This is a genomic window from Mycobacterium sp. IS-2888 (assembly GCF_001954215.1).
GTDB lineage: Bacteria > Actinomycetota > Actinomycetes > Mycobacteriales > Mycobacteriaceae > Mycobacterium.
Genome location: NZ_MBET01000120.1, coordinates 1 through 17,530 on the forward strand (window position 1 = coordinate 1; position 17,530 = coordinate 17,530).

Annotated in this window: 18 protein-coding genes and 1 tRNA gene; 13 read left to right on the forward strand and 6 right to left on the reverse strand. The window is 67.4% G+C overall.

All coding sequences use genetic code 11. From position 1 onward, the window contains the following. Together A5745_RS23460 and era are read left to right on the forward strand one after the other, a co-directional pair. On the forward strand, positions 1-287 hold a 287-nt coding region (locus A5745_RS23460; protein ID WP_139329774.1), incomplete at its 5' end, for a hypothetical protein. Between the two features lie 19 nt (positions 288-306). Continuing rightward, positions 307-1,206, forward strand: coding sequence for a GTPase Era (gene era, locus A5745_RS23465; RefSeq protein ID WP_076119310.1), 900 nt, complete (start codon positions 307-309; stop codon positions 1,204-1,206). A gap of 6 nt (positions 1,207-1,212) precedes the next feature. On the opposite strand, the gene A5745_RS23470 is transcribed toward era, so the two are convergent. Continuing rightward, a complete protein-coding gene (locus tag A5745_RS23470) occupies positions 1,213-2,685 on the reverse strand; it encodes an amidase (RefSeq protein WP_076119312.1) in 1,473 nt (490 codons plus the stop codon). 61 nt (positions 2,686-2,746) lie between these two features. Here A5745_RS23470 and recO point away from each other — a divergent pair, with 61 nt between their 5' ends. From recO to A5745_RS23485, 3 genes are read left to right on the forward strand one after another with little or no spacing between them, the layout of a single operon-like run. Next, positions 2,747-3,544 carry a DNA repair protein RecO gene (gene recO / locus A5745_RS23475; protein WP_076064673.1) on the forward strand — a complete coding sequence of 266 codons (798 nt, stop codon included), beginning with the start codon at positions 2,747-2,749 and terminating at the stop codon, positions 3,542-3,544. Beyond that, the gene (locus A5745_RS23480; protein WP_076119314.1) at positions 3,528-4,454 is read left to right on the forward strand and encodes a decaprenyl diphosphate synthase; all 927 of its coding nucleotides are present in this window, start codon (positions 3,528-3,530) and stop codon (positions 4,452-4,454) included. Before recO ends, A5745_RS23480 begins: the two co-directional genes overlap by 17 nt. Beyond that, the gene (locus A5745_RS23485) at positions 4,454-4,882 is read left to right on the forward strand and encodes a hypothetical protein (RefSeq protein ID WP_076119316.1); all 429 of its coding nucleotides are present in this window, start codon (positions 4,454-4,456) and stop codon (positions 4,880-4,882) included. The genes A5745_RS23480 and A5745_RS23485 overlap by 1 nt, the downstream gene beginning before the upstream one ends. On the opposite strand, the gene A5745_RS23490 is transcribed toward A5745_RS23485, so the two are convergent. The 3 genes from A5745_RS23490 to A5745_RS23500 all read right to left on the reverse strand — a co-directional run bounded on the left by A5745_RS23490 (position 4,879) and on the right by A5745_RS23500 (position 6,750). Beyond that, on the reverse strand, positions 4,879-5,862 hold the full coding sequence (locus tag A5745_RS23490) for an alpha/beta fold hydrolase (RefSeq protein ID WP_076119318.1): 984 nt from the start codon (positions 5,860-5,862) through the stop codon (positions 4,879-4,881). The two genes, A5745_RS23485 and A5745_RS23490, sit on opposite strands and share 4 nt — an antisense overlap. A gap of 100 nt (positions 5,863-5,962) precedes the next feature. After that, positions 5,963-6,355 carry a Fur family transcriptional regulator gene (locus A5745_RS23495; RefSeq protein ID WP_076064677.1) on the reverse strand — a complete coding sequence of 131 codons (393 nt, stop codon included), beginning with the start codon at positions 6,353-6,355 and terminating at the stop codon, positions 5,963-5,965. Next, positions 6,352-6,750: a metalloregulator ArsR/SmtB family transcription factor gene (locus A5745_RS23500; protein ID WP_076119320.1), complete on the reverse strand. Its 399-nt coding sequence runs from the start codon at positions 6,748-6,750 to the stop codon at positions 6,352-6,354. Before A5745_RS23500 ends, A5745_RS23495 begins: the two co-directional genes overlap by 4 nt. A gap of 186 nt (positions 6,751-6,936) precedes the next feature. Here A5745_RS23500 and A5745_RS23505 point away from each other — a divergent pair, with 186 nt between their 5' ends. From A5745_RS23505 to A5745_RS23515, 3 genes are all read left to right on the forward strand, one after another. Next, a complete protein-coding gene (locus A5745_RS23505; RefSeq protein WP_170874572.1) occupies positions 6,937-8,334 on the forward strand; it encodes a glycine--tRNA ligase in 1,398 nt (465 codons plus the stop codon). 147 nt (positions 8,335-8,481) lie between these two features. Further along, the gene (locus tag A5745_RS23510; RefSeq protein ID WP_076119322.1) at positions 8,482-9,696 is read left to right on the forward strand and encodes a PPE family protein; all 1,215 of its coding nucleotides are present in this window, start codon (positions 8,482-8,484) and stop codon (positions 9,694-9,696) included. Between the two features lie 71 nt (positions 9,697-9,767). Next, complete coding sequence (locus A5745_RS23515; RefSeq protein ID WP_175879874.1) at positions 9,768-10,046, forward strand: hypothetical protein; 279 nt, start codon at positions 9,768-9,770, stop codon at positions 10,044-10,046. Positions 10,047-10,058: 12 nt separating this feature from the next. Here A5745_RS23515 and A5745_RS23520 read toward each other — a convergent pair whose 3' ends face one another. Beyond that, on the reverse strand, positions 10,059-12,008 hold the full coding sequence (locus A5745_RS23520; protein WP_076119325.1) for a TPM domain-containing protein: 1,950 nt from the start codon (positions 12,006-12,008) through the stop codon (positions 10,059-10,061). A 19-nt stretch (positions 12,009-12,027) separates the two neighbouring features. On the opposite strand from A5745_RS23520, the gene A5745_RS23525 reads away from it, so the two are divergent. From A5745_RS23525 to dnaG, 3 genes are read left to right on the forward strand one after another with little or no spacing between them, the layout of a single operon-like run. Beyond that, positions 12,028-13,296: a deoxyguanosinetriphosphate triphosphohydrolase gene (locus tag A5745_RS23525; RefSeq protein ID WP_076119339.1), complete on the forward strand. Its 1,269-nt coding sequence runs from the start codon at positions 12,028-12,030 to the stop codon at positions 13,294-13,296. Between the two features lie 27 nt (positions 13,297-13,323). After that, entirely contained in the window at positions 13,324-13,923 is a 600-nt protein-coding gene (locus A5745_RS23530; protein WP_076119327.1) for a superoxide dismutase family protein, read from the forward strand. A 26-nt stretch (positions 13,924-13,949) separates the two neighbouring features. Further along, the gene (dnaG, locus tag A5745_RS23535; RefSeq protein WP_076119329.1) at positions 13,950-15,866 is read left to right on the forward strand and encodes a DNA primase; all 1,917 of its coding nucleotides are present in this window, start codon (positions 13,950-13,952) and stop codon (positions 15,864-15,866) included. On the opposite strand, the gene A5745_RS23540 is transcribed toward dnaG, so the two are convergent. Further along, a complete protein-coding gene (locus A5745_RS23540; protein ID WP_076119331.1) occupies positions 15,841-16,119 on the reverse strand; it encodes a hypothetical protein in 279 nt (92 codons plus the stop codon). The genes dnaG and A5745_RS23540 overlap by 26 nt on opposite strands. A gap of 158 nt (positions 16,120-16,277) precedes the next feature. Here A5745_RS23540 and A5745_RS23545 point away from each other — a divergent pair. Then, positions 16,278-16,350, forward strand: a tRNA-Asn gene (locus A5745_RS23545). Positions 16,351-16,979: 629 nt separating this feature from the next. Further along, positions 16,980-17,288: a hypothetical protein gene (locus A5745_RS23550; RefSeq protein WP_076119333.1), complete on the forward strand. Its 309-nt coding sequence runs from the start codon at positions 16,980-16,982 to the stop codon at positions 17,286-17,288. Positions 17,289-17,530: the final 242 nt, after the last annotated feature.

The following is a 17,530-nucleotide window of genomic DNA, read 5'->3' on the forward strand; positions in this document are numbered from 1 at the left end:
GCGATCTCCCCGACGATTTCTTCCAGCACGTCTTCGAGGCTGACGGCGCCGCCGCCGTGCGCGACGTCGATGGCCGCACATACGCGGCCGCGCCGGTGAGCTTGTCGACGTTGCGGCTGACCGGTCTGCAGGCCGCGGTGGCCGCCGCGGCATCCAGCGGGGCGACCGGCCTGGAGGCCGCGGTGCTGGTGGCAGCGTCGGCCGACGATCCCGGCATCGCCGCGGTCCGCGAATTGTCCCCGACGGCGGTGGTCATCCTCACCGATCGCGACGGGAACGTCTTGTGACGGGTGTGCGCGCTCGCCCATGACTGAATTCCATTCCGGTTTCGTGTGTTTGGTCGGCAGGCCGAACACCGGCAAGTCGACGCTGACGAACGCTCTGGTCGGCACCAAGGTGGCGATCACCTCGAAGCGGCCGCAGACCACCCGCCACACCATTCGCGGCATCGTGCACCGCGACAACTTCCAGATCGTTCTGGTCGACACCCCGGGCTTGCACCGGCCGCGCACGCTGCTGGGCAAGCGGCTCAACGACCTGGTCCGCGACACCTACGCCGAGGTCGACGTCATCGGGCTGTGCATCCCGGCCGACGAGGGGATCGGCCCGGGAGATCGCTGGATCGTCGAGCAGATTCGTTCGGTCGCGCCGAAGACCACACTCGTCGTCATCGTCACCAAGATCGACAAAGTGCCCAGGGACAGGGCGGCCGCGCAGCTCGTCGCGGTCAGCGAACTGGTCGACGGTTCGGCCGAGATCGTCCCGGTGTCGGCGGCGACCGGCGCCCAGGTCGACGTCCTGACCGACGTGCTGGCCGCCGCGCTACCGGTCGGCCCGGCCTACTACCCCGACGGGGAATTGACCGACGAACCCGAAGAGGTTCTGATGGCCGAGCTGATCCGCGAGGCCGCCCTCGAAGGAGTTCGCGATGAGCTACCGCATTCGTTGGCCGTGGTGATTGACGAGGTCAACCCCCGCGAGGATCGTGACGACCTGATCGATGTGCACGCGCTGCTCTACGTCGAGCGGGACAGCCAGAAGGGCATCGTCATCGGCAAGGGCGGCGCCCGGTTGCGGGAGGTGGGCACCGCCGCGCGCGGTCAGATCGAGAAGCTGCTCGGGACGAAGATCTATCTCGACCTGCGGGTCAAGGTCGCCAAGAACTGGCAGAGCGACCCCAAACAGCTTGGCCGGCTTGGGTTTTAGCGCCGCTCAATCGTGTGACGCCGACCCGTGCTGCCACCACACCGTGGGTTGCTTGCTCGCCCATCCGCAGACGGCCTCCAGCTCGGCCGCGAGTGAGATCAGCATGCCCTCGCTGTTGGCCGGGCCCATCAGCTGCACACCGATCGGCAGGCCGTCGGAGGTGAACCCCGCGGGCACGTTGATCGACGGCCAGCCCAGCACGTTCCACGGCCAGGTCAGCGGGCACGCCGCGATCATGGCGCGGTCGGTGCCCCAGCCGCTCAACCGGTCGAACGCGCGCGCCAACGGGGGCGGCTGCGCGGTCGTCGGGGCCAGCACCACGTCGACGATGTCGAAGATCGACCCCACCCGGCGCTGGGCCGCGGCCTCATGGAGGCGCGCGCTGCGCAGGATCGCCTGACCCAGCACATGGCCCATCCGCATGTTGGCCAGGGTGCGGGGGTCCCAGTTGACGCCGTCGCCCAGCCGTTCTTCCCAATCCCGAAGACCCGCCGTGGACCGGGCGAGAAAGTCCCACGACAACCGCAGCCCGTAGTCGGGGTTGCCGGTCTGCACGCTGTGGCCCAGCAGCTCGAGTTGCCTGGCCACGCTCCGGGTCGCGGCCAGGATGTCGGGATGCAACTTGGGCCGAAAAGCGGTGTAAGGGAACCGGGTTGACACCGCGATGTTCAGCGGACCGGGCGCGATCCCGACGTAGTCCGACGCCTTGATCGGGGGCGGCTTGTGCCGGTCGCCGTCGACGTTTCCGGACGCGGCGTCGAGCACCAGCGCGGCATCGGCCACGGTGCGCGCCAGTACGCCGTTGACCGTGATGCCGTTGAACGCCTCCGGCAACGGCCACGTCGAGATCCGGCCGCGCTGCGGCTTGATGCCCACCAGGTGGGTCCACGCGGCGGGGATCCGGATGCTGCCGGCGCCGTCGGAGCCGATAGCTGCGGTGACGAGTCCCGCGGCCACCGCGGCTGCGCTGCCGCCGGACGACCCGCCCGGGGTGTGCCGCCGCGACCAGGGGTTGCGGGTGTGTCCGAACCCCGGTCCGCTGGTGAACGGCCACTGGCCCAGTTCACAGGTGTTCGTCTTGCCGACGATCACCGCGCCGGCCGCCTTCAGGCGGCGCACCACCTCGGCGTCGTGGGTGGCCGGGGGCACATACCCCTCGGTACCGAAGGCGGTCGGCACCCCGGCAACGTCGACGTCGTCCTTCACCGCGATCGGGATGCCCAGCAATGGTGCGGTGTCGCCGGCGGCCCGCCGCCGATCGGCCTCGGCGGCGTCGGCCAGCGCCGACTCGGTGAGTACCACGCGGAACGCGTTGAGGGTGGACTGACTGAGATCGATGGCGTGCAGGGCGCGGCGCACCAATGTGACGGACGTCACCGAGCGGCTGGCAAGCTGATAGAGCAGGTCGGTCAGCGTGGGCAGGCGCTGGCTGCGGGACCCGTAAGCGGACCCGGAAACGGACTCAGAAGCGCCGACCACGGGGTACGAGACTAACGGCGCGGATCCCCGCAATGTCGCGGCGGGGTGCAAAACTATTGTGATGCGGCTGTATCGAGACCGGGCTGTTGTGCTGCGCCAGCACAAGCTCGGCGAAGCCGACCGGATCGTGACCCTATTGACACGCGATCACGGGCTGGTTCGCGCGGTGGCCAAGGGAGTGCGGCGCACCCGCAGCAAATTCGGCGCACGGCTGGAGCCCTTCGCGCACATCGATGCGCAGCTGCACCCCGGGCGCAACCTCGACATCGTCACCCAGGTCGTTTCCATCGACGCGTTCGCCACCGACATCGTCAGCGACTACGGCCGATACACCTGCGGATGCGCGATGCTGGAAACCGCCGAGCGCCTCGCCGGTGAGGAGCGGGCCCCCGCCCCGGCCCTGCACCGGCTAACCGTGAGCGCGCTGCGGGCGGTGGCCGACGGACGCCGTCCCCGTGACCTGCTTTTGGACGCCTATCTGCTGCGCGCCATGGGCATCGCCGGATGGGCACCGGCGCTGACTGAGTGCGCCCGGTGCGCCACCCCGGGCCCGCATCGGGCATTTCACATCGCCGCCGGAGGCAGCATTTGCCCGCAGTGTCGCCCGGCCGGTGCCACCACACCGCCACTGGGCGTCCTGGACCTGATGTCCGCGCTGCACGACGGCGATTGGGAGGCCGCCCAGGCGGCGCCGCAATCCCATCGAAGCTATGCCAGCGGATTGGTCGCTGCGCACCTGCAATGGCATCTGGAGCGGCAGCTCAAAACGTTGCCTCTGGTGGAGCGCAACTATCAAATCGACAGGCAGATCGCCGAACGGCGCGCGGCGCTGATCGGGCAGGATGAGGCCTGTGGTTAAGTACCGGGTCACCGGGTCCCGGCGAACGGCCGAGCGCAAGCACAAGTTCAGCGACTTCCCGCAGCTGCCCCCCGCGCCCCACGACTACCCGACCTTTCCCGACAAGTCGACATGGCCGGTTGTCTTCCCGGAGCTGCCACCCGCCGCCGACGGCGGCCCGTGCCGGCCACCGCAGCATGTCTCGAAGGCGGCCGCGCCCAGGATCGAGGCCGACCGATTGCCCAATCACGTCGCCATCGTGATGGACGGCAACGGCCGTTGGGCAACCCAACGCGGGCTGAACCGCACCGACGGCCATAAGGCGGGTGAGGCCGTCGTGATCGACATCGTCTGCGGTGCCATCGAACTCGGCATCAAATGGCTCAGCCTGTATGCCTTCTCCACCGAGAACTGGAAGCGTTCCCCCGAGGAAGTCCGCTTCCTGATGGGATTCAACCGCGACGTGGTACGCATGCGCCGCGTGAACCTCAACACGATCGGGGTGCGGATCCGTTGGGTGGGTTCGCGGCCACGGCTGTGGCGCAGCGTCATCAACGAATTGGAGATCGCGGAGGCCATGACGCGCAGCAACGACGTCATCACGGTCAACTACTGCGTGAACTACGGCGGTCGCGCCGAAATCGCCGATGCGACAAGGGAAATAGCACGACTGGTGCAGGCGGGCAGGCTGAATCCCGAGCGGATCAGCGAGGCGACGATCTCGCGTCACATGCAGCGGCCCGACATCCCCGATGTGGATCTTTTCCTGCGGACTTCGGGTGAACAGCGGTCCAGCAATTTCATGTTGTGGCAGGCCGCCTATGCGGAGTACATCTTTCAAGACAAGCTGTGGCCCGATTATGACCGCCGCGACTTGTGGGCCGCCTGCGAGGAATACGCGGAACGCAACCGACGGTTCGGGAGCGCGTAATGCCATCACTGCAGGAGCGCCTGGCGTCCATCCTCCGCGACGTGCTGCCCGTCGAGGACGAAGCCGACGGCGCACTGACGGTTCACCACGACGGCACGTTCGCGTCGCTGCGGGTGGTGAACATCGCCGAGGGCCTCGACCTGGTGTCGCTGACCCAGATCCTGGTGTGGGACCTGCCGTTGACCAAGAAGGTCAGCGATCTGGTGGCCAAGCAGGCGCACGACAGCAACTTCGGCACCGTGACCCTCGTCCAGAAGGTCAGCGACAAGGCGGTGCAGCGCAACTCCGGCAAGGGCGCGGCGAAGACCGCGGATGTGATGCTGCGGTACAACTTTCCCGGCGCGGGCTTGGCCGACGACGCGCTGCGCACCCTGATCCTGCTCGTGTTGGATACCGGCGCCGAGATACGGCGCTCGCTGACGGCCTAGGACACCGCCGCCGCGGTGGGCGCGACATCTTCGAAAGCGCCGCTTCGCAGCAGCGTGCCCAGCAGTTCTTGGTCGTGGTACGCCGGCCGGGTCGTGTCGATGAACCGTTCGACAACCTCGACGAAGCGGTCGGGATGGTCGTGATGCGGCTGGTGTCCGGACTTTTCGAAAATCTCCAGGCGCGAACCGGGCATCGCCGCGTGGGCCGTGTGAGCATGGTCCACCGGGATGATCAAGTCGTCTTCGCCCCAAATGATCTGCACCGGAACGGTTTGCATGAGGTAGCTGCGATCCAACATGGTGACGAACTGCCCGCGGCTGTCCACCACCGATCGCAGGGTGCGTGCGAACGCCGCCAGCGCGGCGGGGTCCTGGAAGCCCTCGAGCAGGTTCACGGTATCGACGGCGTCGCGCCCGAATTTGGTGGAACCCAACAGGGTTTGAATGGCGCGGCCAACGACCCGCATGACAGGCAGCGCGCCCGGCAAGCGCACCATGGCCAGCGCTTCGCTGCCCATCGGGCTCGCCGCCAACCGCAACGCGAAGCTCACGTCCTGCGCGACGCCGCCGGCACTCACCAGCACGATGCGCTCCACCAGCTGGGGATACTGATAGGCGAATTGCGCCGCGACGCCGCCACCGAACGAATGGCCGACGACGGTGACGCGGTCGATACCGAGCACGGCGAGGAGGTCGCGCATGCCGTTCGCGAAGGCCGCCAACGAGTAGTCGGCGCGTGGCTTGTCGGACTCGCCGTGGCCCAGCAGGTCCGGCGCGACGACCGTGAACCGTTGCGCAAGCTTGGCGTGCACCGGGCCCCACGACGCGGATTTGTCGCCGACGCCGTGGATCAGCAGCAGAGCCGGTCCCGACCCCGCGATCCGGAAGGCGCGGCGGTAGCCATGGATCGTCCGGAACTGCAGTGACGGCGTCTCGACGTCGCGCACCGGCCGCAAGTGGGGCGATAGCTGGTTCCGCATCGTGTTCTCACTTCCCTTGAGGTCATGTCTCGGCCCTTGGGCCACTCATGGGTAGGAGCACGCGGCGGACGCGTGGCGGACACTTTTTTGCCGAACTTTTTTAAGAGCGGCACTCCGAGCAGGTGCCGAAGATTTCGATGGTGTGGCTGACCTCGGAGAAGCCATGCTTGGCGGCCACCTGCGCGGCCCACTCCTCGACCTCGTGGTCGCCCACCTCGACGGTGGTACCACAGCCGCGGCAGACCAGGTGGTGGTGATGATGCTCCGAGCACCTGCGGTAGACGGACTCGCCGGTATCGGTGCGCAGGGTGTCGACCAGTCCGGCCGCCGCCATCGACTGCAGCGTCCGGTACACGGTGGTCAGCCCTATGTTTTCGCCGCGGCGGCGCAGCTCGTCGTGCAGCTCCTGGGCCGAGCGGAATTCGTCGAGCGTCTCCAACAGCGTGGAAATCGCCGCCCGTTGACGGGTGGACCGAACGGTCGCTCCCGTCACTGCGTGTCCTCGCTCGCGTGCGCGACGGCGTCGACGACGATGTGCGCGAGGTGGTGGTCGGCCAGGCGGTAGAGCACTTCGCGACCGGATCGCTCCCCGGCGACCACGCCCGCGGCTTTGAGGATCTTCAGATGCTGGCTCACCAGCGGCTGCGGCACCCCAAGCGCGTCGACCAGTTCGTGGACGCAGCGCTGGGATTGGCGCAGTTGTAGCACGATCGCGATCCGCACCGGTGCGGCCAGCGCACGTAGCAGCTCGCCGGCGGCATCGAGGATCTCCCGCGGTGGCGGCACGGGGTAGTCGCCGAATTCGGTGTGCCCATGGGCAACCGCGCCGAGATCAGCGGTCGACGACGAGCCGTCGGCCGCCGTCGGCGTTGAGGAGGACATCACCATGGGAGAGTCATCACCTCGAGAGGTCCCGGGTCGTAGGAGCGCCTGCCGGTGGAAGGGCGATAGGCTTCCTCCACTGTCACATGCATGATGATGCATGTCAAAGACCGCGGGGCTGGTCGATACCATGACTGATGTTTTGCGCGCGGCGGTTGATCGCCGCACGCGTCCGCCCGACCCGGAAAGGGAGTGCACCACCCCGTGGCGTCCGTCATCGACACCGTAGTCAACCTGGCCAAACGGCGCGGCTTCGTCTTCCCTTCGGGCGAGATCTACGGCGGCACAAAATCGGCGTGGGACTACGGGCCGCTGGGCGTGGAACTCAAGGAGAACATCAAACGGCAGTGGTGGCGGTCGGTGGTCACCGGCCGCGACGACGTGGTCGGAATCGATTCGTCGATCATCCTGCCGCGGCAGGTCTGGGTGGCCTCCGGCCACGTCGAGGTGTTCCACGACCCGCTGGTCGAGTGCCTGAACTGCCACCACCGGCACCGTCAGGACCACATGCAGGAGGCCTACGCGGCGAAGAAGGGGATCGACGACCCCGAATCGGTGCCGATGACCGAGATCGTCTGCCCGGACTGCGGCACCAAGGGCCAGTGGACCGAGCCCCGCGAGTTCAACATGATGCTCAAGACGCATCTCGGGCCCATCGAGACCGAGGAGGGCCTGCACTACCTGCGTCCCGAGACCGCCCAGGGCATCTTCATCAACTTTGCCAACGTGGTGACCACCGCCAGGCGCAAGCCGCCGTTCGGCATCGGTCAGATCGGTAAGAGCTTCCGCAACGAAATCACCCCGGGCAACTTCATCTTCCGCACCCGCGAGTTCGAGCAGATGGAGATGGAGTTCTTCGTCGAGCCGTCGACCGCGCCGGACTGGCATCAATATTGGATCGACACCCGCCTGCAGTGGTATGTCGACCTCGGCATAAATCCGGACAATCTGCGCCTATTCGAACACCCCAAGGACAAGTTGTCGCATTACTCCGATCGCACCGTCGACATCGAATACAAGTTCGGATTCGTCGGCAATCCGTGGGGCGAGCTGGAAGGCGTGGCCAACCGAACCGACTTCGACTTATCAACGCACGCACAACATTCCGGCGCCGATCTGTCGTTCTACGACCAGGTCACCGATACCCGGTACACGCCGTACGTCATCGAACCGGCCGCGGGCCTGACCCGGTCGTTCATGGCGTTTCTGATCGACTCCTACACCGAGGACGAAGCCCCGAACGCCAAAGGCGGGATGGACAAGCGGACCGTGCTGCGCCTGGACCCGCGGCTGGCACCGATCAAGGCCGCGGTGCTGCCGCTGTCTCGGCACGCCGACTTGAGTCCCAAGGCGCGTGACTTGGCCGCTGAATTGCGCAAAAGCTGGAATATCGATTTCGACGACGCCGGTGCCATCGGGCGCCGTTACCGCCGCCAGGACGAGGTCGGCACGCCTTTCTGCGTGACGGTGGATTTCGACTCACTCGAGGACAACGCCGTTACCGTTCGAGCGCGCGACGACATGACACAGGAGCGCATTGCGATGGACGCCGTCGCCGATTACCTGGCGGTGCGGCTCAAGGGCAGCTAATCCGCAATTAATTGGCGAAAGTCCAGCCATTTCGCCGTCGGGTTGGCTTACGATCACCTGTGGCGGGTTTCACATGTGTCTAGTTGCCACGGGTGGGTGTCGAGCTGTGTGCAAGGGCGTTGATGCGGTGCACGTGTTGAGGTTGTGATGTTCTTCCCCTGGTTGCCACCGGAGATCAACTCGGCGCTGATGTTTGCTGGCGCGGGTCCGGGGCCCCTGCTCGCGTCGGCCACGGCCTGGGACGCATTGGCGGCGGATCTGGCGGGGGCGGCGGCGTCGTTCGATTCGGTCGTCTCGGGGTTGACCGGCGGACCGTGGACCGGTCCGGCGTCGCTGTCAATGGCGGCCGCGGCGGTGCCGTATGTGACGTGGCTGAACGCGGCCGCGACACAAGCCGAGGCGGCGTCCGCCCAGGCCTTCGCGGCCGCGGCGGCGTTCGAGACCGCGCAGGCGGGCACCGTGCCCCCGGCCGCGGTGGCGGCGAACCGGGCGCTGTTGCTGTTGCTGATCGCGACGAACTTTTTCGGTCAGAACACCGCGGCGATTGCGGCGACCGAGCTCGAGTACATGGAGATGTGGGCTCAGGATGTGGCCGCGATGACGGGGTACCACGCCGGGGCGATGTCGGTGGCGGCCACGTTGCCGTCGTTCAGCGCGCCCCCGGCGGGCCTGGCCGGGCTGGGCGCCGGGTTGGGGAACATCCTGACCTCGTTCTTGTCCTCGTTCGTGTCCTGGTTGTCGGGCCTGCTTCCGGTCGGGGGATTGGCGGGATTGGCCGGCCAGGTCCAGACCTTCATAGCGGGCATTCCCGCTGTGCTCATCAATGCCGTGACTCAGCTTCCGACGACGTTGTCGGCGGTGCCGCTGACGTCGTTGGCGTCGGTGGCGCAGGTGGCGCAGGTGGGGATGGTTCCGGCGAGCATGGTTGCGTCGCCGATGATGAGCCTGGCGCAGGTCGCAAACGGCGCGGGGTTGGCCAGTTCCGCGACCACCGGGATGGCTGCGGTTCCCCAGTTCGTCGGTTCGAGCGTTCCCCCAATCAGTGTGCTGAGCGGCGCCACTACCGGCCTGGGGCCGGTTGGCGCCGGGCTGGGTAATGCGCGGTTGGTGGGGGCGATATCGGTGCCGTCGACGTGGCCGGGGTCGATGCCGATGCGCATGGCCACCCCGGTGACGTCCGGGCTGGGTGCCGGGTTGCCGAGCGCCGCGGCGGCCGAGGCGGCCGAGGTCGCCCCTGCGGCCGGAACACCGATGTCGCCGATGCCCGTGGGTGTCAACGGTATGCCCGGCAAGACGGACCGGGCGAGTCCGCATGTGGTGCCGACGAGGCCCACGGTGGTGCCCCGGACCGGGGTCGGATAGGGATCGGTCAATTCCGGATATCGAGCTCGGGACTGGCCTACGATAAATGTGCTTGTGCGAAAGGGGGCATCGTGCTATTGCCTCTTGGGACCCCGCTGCCGGACGATGCGGTGCTGGCGCAACGCGGCGAGTCGGGCTTGCTCGGTCGCTTGTCGGTTCCGATGAGTTGGGGCGTGGCCGTTCCGCCGGACGATTACGACCACTGGGCGCCGAAAGCCGAAGAGGGCGCCGATGCCGACCACAAGGTCGGCGACGGCGGCAATGCCGAGCCGGCTACCGACGAGGCCGAACCCCACTTCAAGATGGCGCGGCCCAAGGGTGTGGTGCCGCATTCTCCCGCGGCCGGTTGACGGCCAACACGCCTAGAAACGGCCGCCGCCACCCATAAAGCCGCCGGATGCGCGCGCGCTGCCGCCGAACGACGTGGGTCTCCATCCGCCGAATCCTCCCCTCATCGCGCCGCTGAGGAGGTCGCCGACGATGATTCCGCCCAGCAGTGCGCCGGTGTCGTCGCCCCTGCGGCGGGTGTAAGCGCGCTGCGCCGACTGCACATCGGCGTTCGCCAACGACTGCGCGGTGGCGGCCAGCGTCGAGGCGGCATTGGCGTGGGCGATCGCCCCGGCCGGATCGGCCGCCTGCTCGTGCGCGGCGGCGAGGTGCCGTCTGGCTTCGGCCAGCCGGGTCCGGGCCTCGGGCCCGACGCTGCCGCGGCGGGTGTCGATGTATTCGGAGACGCCGCGCACCCGCGACTCCGCGGTGAACAAGGCCTGCTCGAGTGATCGGTTGAGGCGCGCGGCGCTCGCCCGCTCCTCGGCCAGGACCGCCAATAGCCGATTGAGCTCGGCGTCGGCCTTGCCCAGCCGGGCGAAAGCGCCCAGCGGATCGGTGCCACCGCGCGCACTGTCGACGGCGCTGACGGCCGCGTCGCGCGCCGCACGCAGCTCGCTCTTGGGGTTCTGGTTTTGCAAGTGCTCGTTGGCGCGCTCGATGCCCGCTTGAATGTCGGCCATGACCGACGGCAGCTCGTCGACGGCATGGCGGATGTCGCCGGCCGCGCTGTCGATTGCGTCGAGCAGCGACCGCGCCTGGCCGAGCGCCGACTCGGCGGCTCGGAAGGCGTCCACCAAGCCGCCCTGCTGTCCGCTCACGGGCCGGTCGGCGAGAGCCCGAGCCGCCCCGATGTTGCGGTCGGCGAACGCCAGCCGCTCCTTGGCGGTCGTCACATTCCCGGCAACCGAAGTCAGTGCGGCGGGGTCGAATTCGTTGTGCAGCTCGGTCAGCCGCTGCTCGGCCGGGCCGATGCGGGCGGTGAGCTCGACGACCTGTTGGGTCAGCGCGTCGAGCCGCGACGCGGCGTTGATCACCAAATCCCGCAGTTTCTCGAACGCCTCGGTCTGCGACTCCAGCTCACGGTCGGCGCGCGCCGCCGACACGATCACGCGAGTGAGCAGTTCGCGACGCTGCACCGGTGTCTCCGGTGTGTCGTCATCCAGCTGCTGGCGCACGGTGAACCCTTGGGACAGAGCCGTTTTGGCGTTGTTCACCGCCCGCGTGAACGGTTCGGTGCGCTCATCGCCGAATTCTTCGACAGCAAGCGCGAGTTCGTTGCAGCTCGTGCGCAGCGCGTTGTCGACGTCCACCACCATGGACCGGGACAGGTCGTCGAGGGTGTCCAACGGCACGGCGGCCAACGCATTCGCGTCGGTCGGGTCGACTTTTCGCGCCGCGGCCAGCGCGGCGGCGCGGCGTCGCCGGGTGCGATATCGCGTGACCAACAGCAGGACCACCACCGCGACGGCGACGACGCCCAGCGACACCAGCAGGACCACCCGGCCCGACGATCGGGGCGCCGTGTCGAGCCCGTTGGCCGCGGCGACCGCCGCGCCGCTCCAGTCGCCGGCGTGCAGCGCGGGTTCGATCCGGTTGCGCCGCAGGTTATCCACCTGGCCCGCGTTGATGCCCCTGATCGCGGACGGCACCAGGAAGGCGTATGCCCGGCCGGTCGTGGCCACCGCCAGCAGCGCGTCGTAGTCCCCGAGGTCGCTCGCGCTATAGGTCCGCTTCGCCCAGTCCTCCGCGCTCTGTCCGGAGAAGTCGCCGACGTAGACCACCCACAGTCGGATGTGGCGATCGGCGTAGAGCTTGTCAGCGGCCGACGTCACCGCGGCGCGACCGGAATCGGACAGGGCCGCGGCGTTGTCGGTGACGTACCCCGGCAGCCGAAACGGCGGTTGCGCGCCGGCCGATGGAGCCAGCAGCAGCCCGGCCGCGAGGATCGCCACCATCACACAGAACGGGCGAGCCGTGCGCATACTGGCAGACTGTGCCTCGGTGACCACGAATCAGCAAGACCCCTACGACGACTTCGACCGTCAACGACGGGTACCCGAAGCGCCGAAGACCGCGGGTTTGCCGGGTACCGAAGGCCAGCAACACCGCACCGACTTCGCCCGGGATCGTGCCCGCGTGTTGCACAGCGCCGCGCTGCGCCGGCTGGCCGACAAGACGCAGGTCGTCGGGCCCCGCGAAGGCGACACCCCGCGCACCCGGCTGACGCACTCGCTGGAAGTGGCGCAGATCGGCCGTGGCATGGCCGTCGGCCTGGGCTGCGACCCCGATCTCGTAGAGCTCGCGGGTCTGGCCCACGACATCGGCCACCCGCCCTACGGGCACAACGGTGAGCACGCCCTCGACGAGGTCGCCGCCGAATACGGCGGCTTCGAGGGCAACGCGCAGAATTTCCGGATCCTGACCAGCCTCGAACCCAAAGTGCTTGACGCACAAGGCCACAGCGTGGGCCTGAACCTGACTCGCGCGTCCCTGGACGCGGTCACCAAGTATCCGTGGACGCGGCGCAAGGGCCGGGGCAAGTTCGGCTTCTACATCGAGGACCTCGAGCCGGCGGACTGGGTCCGTCGGGAGGCGCCGGCGGGCCGGACCTGCCTGGAAGCGCAGGTGATGGATTGGGCCGACGACATCGCCTATTCGGTGCACGACGTCGAGGACGGTGTGGTGTCGCAACGCATCGATTTGCGCGTGCTCGCCGATGACGACGAGGCCGCCACGTTGGCCAAGCTGGGGGAGAGCGAATTCTCGCGGGTGAGCGCCGACGACTTCAGGGCCGCCGCGCGACGGCTGTCCGCGCTGCCCGTGGTTGCCGCGGTCGGCAAATACGACGCCACGTTGGCCTCGTCGGTGGCGCTCAAGCGGTTGACCAGTGAGCTGGTGGGACGCTTCGCTTCGGCCGCGATCGCCACCACGCGTGCGGCGGCCGGGCCCGGGCCGCTGGTGCGCTACCAGGCCGACCTGCAGGTGCCCGATTTGGTGCGTGCCGAGGTGGCCTTGCTGAAAATCCTGGCGCTGCAGTTCATCATGTCCGACCCGCGGCATCTCGACACGCAGACTCGGCAGCGCGAACGTATTCACCGGGTGGCGCAATGGCTGTACGCCGGCGCACCCGGAACGCTCGATCCGGTCTTCGCCTCGGCGTTCAGCGCGGCCGCCGACGACGGTGCCCGGCTGCGGGCCGTCGTCGACCAGATCGCCTCCTACACCGAAGGCCGCCTGGAACGCGTCGACGCCCGGCAGGGGAGTCCGTAACGACACCCCGGGGGCTAGGCTCCCGATATGACCAAACTCACCGCCGTTGCCGCCCTGCTGTCGCTGCCCGTGGTGGCCGTCAGCGCATGCAATTCGCCTCAGCATGCGAGCACGCAGCCGGGCACCACGCCGCCCGTCAAGAGCGGTGCATCGGATTCCTCGACGACGGCCAGCCCGTCTCCCGGGTCGCTCAGCGCCCAACTCAACGCACCCGACGGCCGCTCCGTGGCCACGGCGACGTTCGATTTCACCGGCGGCTATGTGACCGTCACCGTCAAGACCGTTACCGGCGGAATCCTCTCACCCGGTTTCCACGGGCTGCACGTCCACGAGATCGGTAAATGCGAGCCGAACTCGGTTGCCCCCAGCGGCGGGGCGCCCGGGAATTTCTTGTCCGCCGGCGGTCACTACCAGGCACCCGGGCACACCGGGAAACCCGAAAGCGGCGATCTGACCTCGTTCGAGGTGCGCCAGGACGGCTCCGGCTACCTGGTCACCACCACCGATGGGTTCACCCGGGACCAGCTGCTGGCGGGCAACAAGACCGCGCTGATGCTGCACGGCCCCGACGGCACCGACATGGCCATGGACCGCGTCGCGTGCGGCGTCATCGGCCCCGCCAGCTGACTCGGCCGGGGCTTTAGACTGGGCCGATGGCTGGCCGCATCTCCGATCGCGATATCGCCGCCATCCGCGAAAAGGTCCGCATCGAGGATGTCGTCGGCGACTACGTCCAGCTGAAGCGCGCCGGCGCCGACTCGCTGAAGGGCCTCTGCCCGTTCCACAACGAAAAGTCGCCGTCGTTTCATGTGCGCCCAAATCACGGCCACTTCCACTGCTTTGGCTGCGGCGAGGGCGGCGACGTGTATGCGTTCGTCCAGAAGATCGAGCACGTCAGCTTTGTCGAGGCCGTCGAATTGCTCGCCGACCGGATCGGGCACACGATCAACTACACCGGCGCTGCGGCCACCAACGTGCAGCGCGATCGCGGCAGCCGCAGCCGGCTGATCGCGGCCAACGCCGCGGCGGCCGAGTTCTACGCCGCAGCGCTGGAGTCCGACGAGGCGGCAGCGGCCCGCCAGTATCTGACCGAGCGCAACTTCGACGCCGAGGCGGCGCGTCGCTTCGGCTGCGGATTCGCGCCGTCGGGCTGGGAGACGCTGACAAAACACCTGCAGCGCAAGGGTTTTGAGTTCAAGGAGCTCGAGGCCGCCGGCCTGTCCCGGGAGGGACGCCGCGGCCCGATGGATCGTTTTCACCGGCGCCTGCTTTGGCCGATCCGCACGTCGGCCGGTGAAGTGATCGGCTTCGGCGCCCGGCGGCTGTTCGACGACGACCCGATGGAAGCCAAGTACATCAACACCCCCGAGACGCAGCTGTATAAGAAGTCGTCGGTGATGTTCGGCATCGATCTGGCCAAGCGCGACATCGCCAAGGGGCACCAGGCGGTCGTCGTCGAGGGCTACACCGACGTCATGGCGATGCATCTGTCCGGGGTGACCACCGCGGTCGCGTCGTGCGGCACCGCGTTCGGCGACGAGCATCTGGCGATGCTGCGCCGGCTCATGATGGACGACAGCTTCTTTCGCGGCGAACTGATCTATGTGTTCGACGGCGACGAGGCCGGTAAGGCCGCCGCGCTCAAGGCTTTTGACGGCGAGCAGAACCTGGCGGGTCAGTCCTTCGTGGCGGTCGCGCCGGACGGCATGGATCCTTGCGACCTTCGGCTGAAGTCGGGCGAGGGCGCCCTGCGCGACCTGGTCGCGCGGCGAACCCCGTTGTTCGAGTTCGCGATTCGCAGTGCGATCGCCGAGATGGACTTGGACAGCGCCGAGGGCCGGGTCGCCGCGCTACGCCGCTGCGTGCCCATGGTGGGCCGGATCAAGGACCCGACGCTGCGCGACGAGTACGCCCGACAACTCGCCGGCTGGGTCGGCTGGGACGATGTCGCGCAGGTCATCGACCGGGTGCGGGGGGAGGCGAAGAAGTCCAAGGCCCCGGTGCGCGGCGGCCCCGGACACGATGCTCCCCGCCGCGCCGCCCAGCGGCCCCGTGCCACGGCCGAACCCGCCGCCCGGCCCGACCCGCGTGACCCAACACTGTGGCCCCAGCGGGAGGCGCTCAAGGCGGCGTTGCAGTACCCGGCGTTCGCGGGGCCGGTGTTCGACACGCTGACCGTCGAGAGCTTCACCCATCCCGGGTACGCGGCCGTGCGCGCAGCCATCGACGCGGCCGGCGGCACGTCGACGGGCGCCACCGGGGCGCAGTGGATCGAGGCGGTGCGCCAGCGGACCACGTCGGAGCTGACTGCCGGCCTCATCAACGAGCTGGGGGTCGAGGCCATCGCCGTCGACGACGAGAAGCTGCCGCGCTATATCGGCGGAGTGATGGCTCGCCTGCAGGAGGTGTGGATGGGCCGGCAGATCGCCGAGGTGAAGTCCAAATTGCAGCGCATGTCGCCCATCGAACAGGGCGACGAATATCACGCGCTGTTCGGCGACCTGGTCGCCATGGAGGCCTATCGGCGCAGCCTGCTGGAGCAGGCTAGCGGCGACGATCTGACGGTGTAAGGGCCTCGTCGGCCGGTCGCTCGACGGGGCGTTCGACGATCGCCGTCTGGTCGTCGATCTCGGTCAGCGTCACAAACCCGGCGTCGGGCGAAATCCGATTAGCGATCTTGCGGCGCCCGCCCTCGATCATCGATTTGGCCACGGGACTGCTGGTCAGCGCGCGATAGGTGCCGGCGATCTGCTCGTATCGGCGGCGCCCGGCCTTCGAGCCCAGCACGTAACCCAGCGCGAGCACCACGACATACCGGATCAAAGCGTTCCTTCCCGACGATTGATGGCTCCATCCTGCCTCACGCGGCCGCATGCTCGCGCGGTTGATCCCCCGACTGCGCCGTCCTTCTAGTTGGGTGCGGCCGGGCCAGTACGCTAGAGTCGTCCAGCGATCTGCGCAGATCCGCGCGGACGGGTTAATCCCCTGTAGCTCAATTGGCAGAGCGTTCGGCTGTTAACCGAAGGGTTCCTGGTTCGAGTCCAGGCGGGGGAGCAGGACAGGGCACATTCTCAGACCGCCCTCGAACCGCCACTCGCGGCATATTCACTGGGAATGGCCGCAGACTGATCAATTACCGCAACGGCGCGGTCCAGTAACTCGGGGACCTGACGCCAACCCCGTCCCGACATGCGGAGGGCAGATCCGCAGGGCGGCGGAAACGCTATGGGAAAGTGATTGAACGCCCGAATGCGGGGAACTGCTATTGCTAGTCAGCGCAGATCGCCGATGTTCAGCCCGAGCAAACCCTAATTGAAGACCAATATAACGACTCACCACGGAAAACTATTAGAATGTTGTCTAACAAGAATAGAAGCTCAGCAAACAAATTCATACAGAAACAAAAATTAATGGCTCCCGATTGCAATCCGAACCATAAATACATTCAGCAGTGCCCTGAATGCAACGAGATACACGAAACACGCAGGCAGAACGACGAGTACTGCATTCAATGCAAAGAGAATGAATTGACCGCGTAGACCGCTGACGGTCTGACCGGTTGCGTCGCACAGCGACGGAGGGCCACCGGTTGGTGTTCGGCGAATTTGGCACTAGCTTTCGGCGGCATTCGGGTGTTGGCTTGCTCTGTGGCAAACAGCCACAACGGTTGAGGAGGCACCACCATGACCATCGTCTCGTTCGTAACAATCCACCCAAATCCGGGCGTCCAGTGGGACGAGGTGCAGAAGCAACTCAAGAAGACAATTGACCTAGCCCGCAAGCACGGCGCCGAGAACGTCACCGTGATGGCGACCATGGTCGGGGGTCCGGCGACCAACACCATCGGCCTGCTGTCCACCGCCGAGGACTGGGCGCGGTACGGCCAGATCCAGCAGGAGTTGATGGGCGATCCTGAGATGCAGGCCGCCTTGATCGAGGCTGGCCAGATTGCAACGTGGGAGACGTACGTCAGCCAGACGATCGAGGTGTAACGCGCCACGTTGTGAGTAATCGAACCTCACATTGGATCGGACCGGCCCCGTTGGGGCCGGTCCGTTTCGCTGGGATCTGACAAACTGTGATCGGCGTAGCGTCCGCGCGATCTCGAATGTGCCGCGACCACAACATATTTCAGGAGTGCGCATGGGCTACAGAATGTCGAGTGTGAATCCTCGGCTTTCAGTGTGAGCTGGTGGCGGGATTCAGGCGATTTCCCGCCCTGGGTTCACACACA

Coding starts and splice junctions, on each gene's coding strand:
- A5745_RS23510 (WP_076119322.1), top strand. CDS start 8,482: ATGTTCTTCCCCTGGTTGCCACCGGAGATCAACTCGGCGCTGATGTTT.
- A5745_RS23485 (WP_076119316.1), top strand. CDS start 4,454: ATGCCATCACTGCAGGAGCGCCTGGCGTCCATCCTCCGCGACGTGCTG.
- A5745_RS23480 (WP_076119314.1), top strand. CDS start 3,528: ATGAGGCCTGTGGTTAAGTACCGGGTCACCGGGTCCCGGCGAACGGCC.
- A5745_RS23520 (WP_076119325.1), bottom strand. CDS start 12,008: ATGCGCACGGCTCGCCCGTTCTGTGTGATGGTGGCGATCCTCGCGGCC.
- A5745_RS23500 (WP_076119320.1), bottom strand. CDS start 6,750: ATGGTGATGTCCTCCTCAACGCCGACGGCGGCCGACGGCTCGTCGTCG.
- recO (WP_076064673.1), top strand. CDS start 2,747: ATGCGGCTGTATCGAGACCGGGCTGTTGTGCTGCGCCAGCACAAGCTC.
- A5745_RS23530 (WP_076119327.1), top strand. CDS start 13,324: ATGACCAAACTCACCGCCGTTGCCGCCCTGCTGTCGCTGCCCGTGGTG.
- era (WP_076119310.1), top strand. CDS start 307: ATGACTGAATTCCATTCCGGTTTCGTGTGTTTGGTCGGCAGGCCGAAC.
- A5745_RS23550 (WP_076119333.1), top strand. CDS start 16,980: ATGACCATCGTCTCGTTCGTAACAATCCACCCAAATCCGGGCGTCCAG.
- A5745_RS23490 (WP_076119318.1), bottom strand. CDS start 5,862: ATGCGGAACCAGCTATCGCCCCACTTGCGGCCGGTGCGCGACGTCGAG.
- dnaG (WP_076119329.1), top strand. CDS start 13,950: ATGGCTGGCCGCATCTCCGATCGCGATATCGCCGCCATCCGCGAAAAG.